Genomic DNA, 350 nt, shown 5'->3' on the forward strand with positions numbered 1-350 from the left:
TACACCGCCAGCCTTGTGGATAAAAACGGTGCGCCGGTGACTAACATCACCAACCCGCTCACCGTCACTCTGGATAACGGCCAAACCATCACCATTGGTGTGAACCAGTCCAGCGGCACTGTTTCGGTCTTGGCACCTGATGACGTCTACAAAGGCGATCAGACCGTCACCACCGCCATCAAAGGCGTGACCGGCGGCGAACATTTCGAGAACCTGGTACCGGGTACTACCGCCGTAAACACCACTGTCACCGATACTCCCGGCACTGATAACACCACGACGGTCACGCTGACTGCACCAAGCGCAGTGAACGAAGGTGGCCAGATCACCTACACCGCGACCTTGAGCAA

At 57.1% G+C, this 350-nt stretch carries 1 protein-coding gene; it reads left to right on the forward strand.

Annotation, left to right across the window (positions count from 1 at the left end; genetic code table 11):
• Positions 1–350 (forward strand): immunoglobulin-like domain-containing protein (locus tag ODQ19_RS28065; RefSeq protein WP_330211844.1); only part of this gene is annotated, 350 nt, incomplete at both ends.

It is taken from the genome of Pseudomonas sp. AM4(2022), from assembly GCF_036346515.1.
Classification (GTDB): Bacteria; Pseudomonadota; Gammaproteobacteria; order Pseudomonadales; family Pseudomonadaceae; genus Aquipseudomonas; species Aquipseudomonas paracarnis.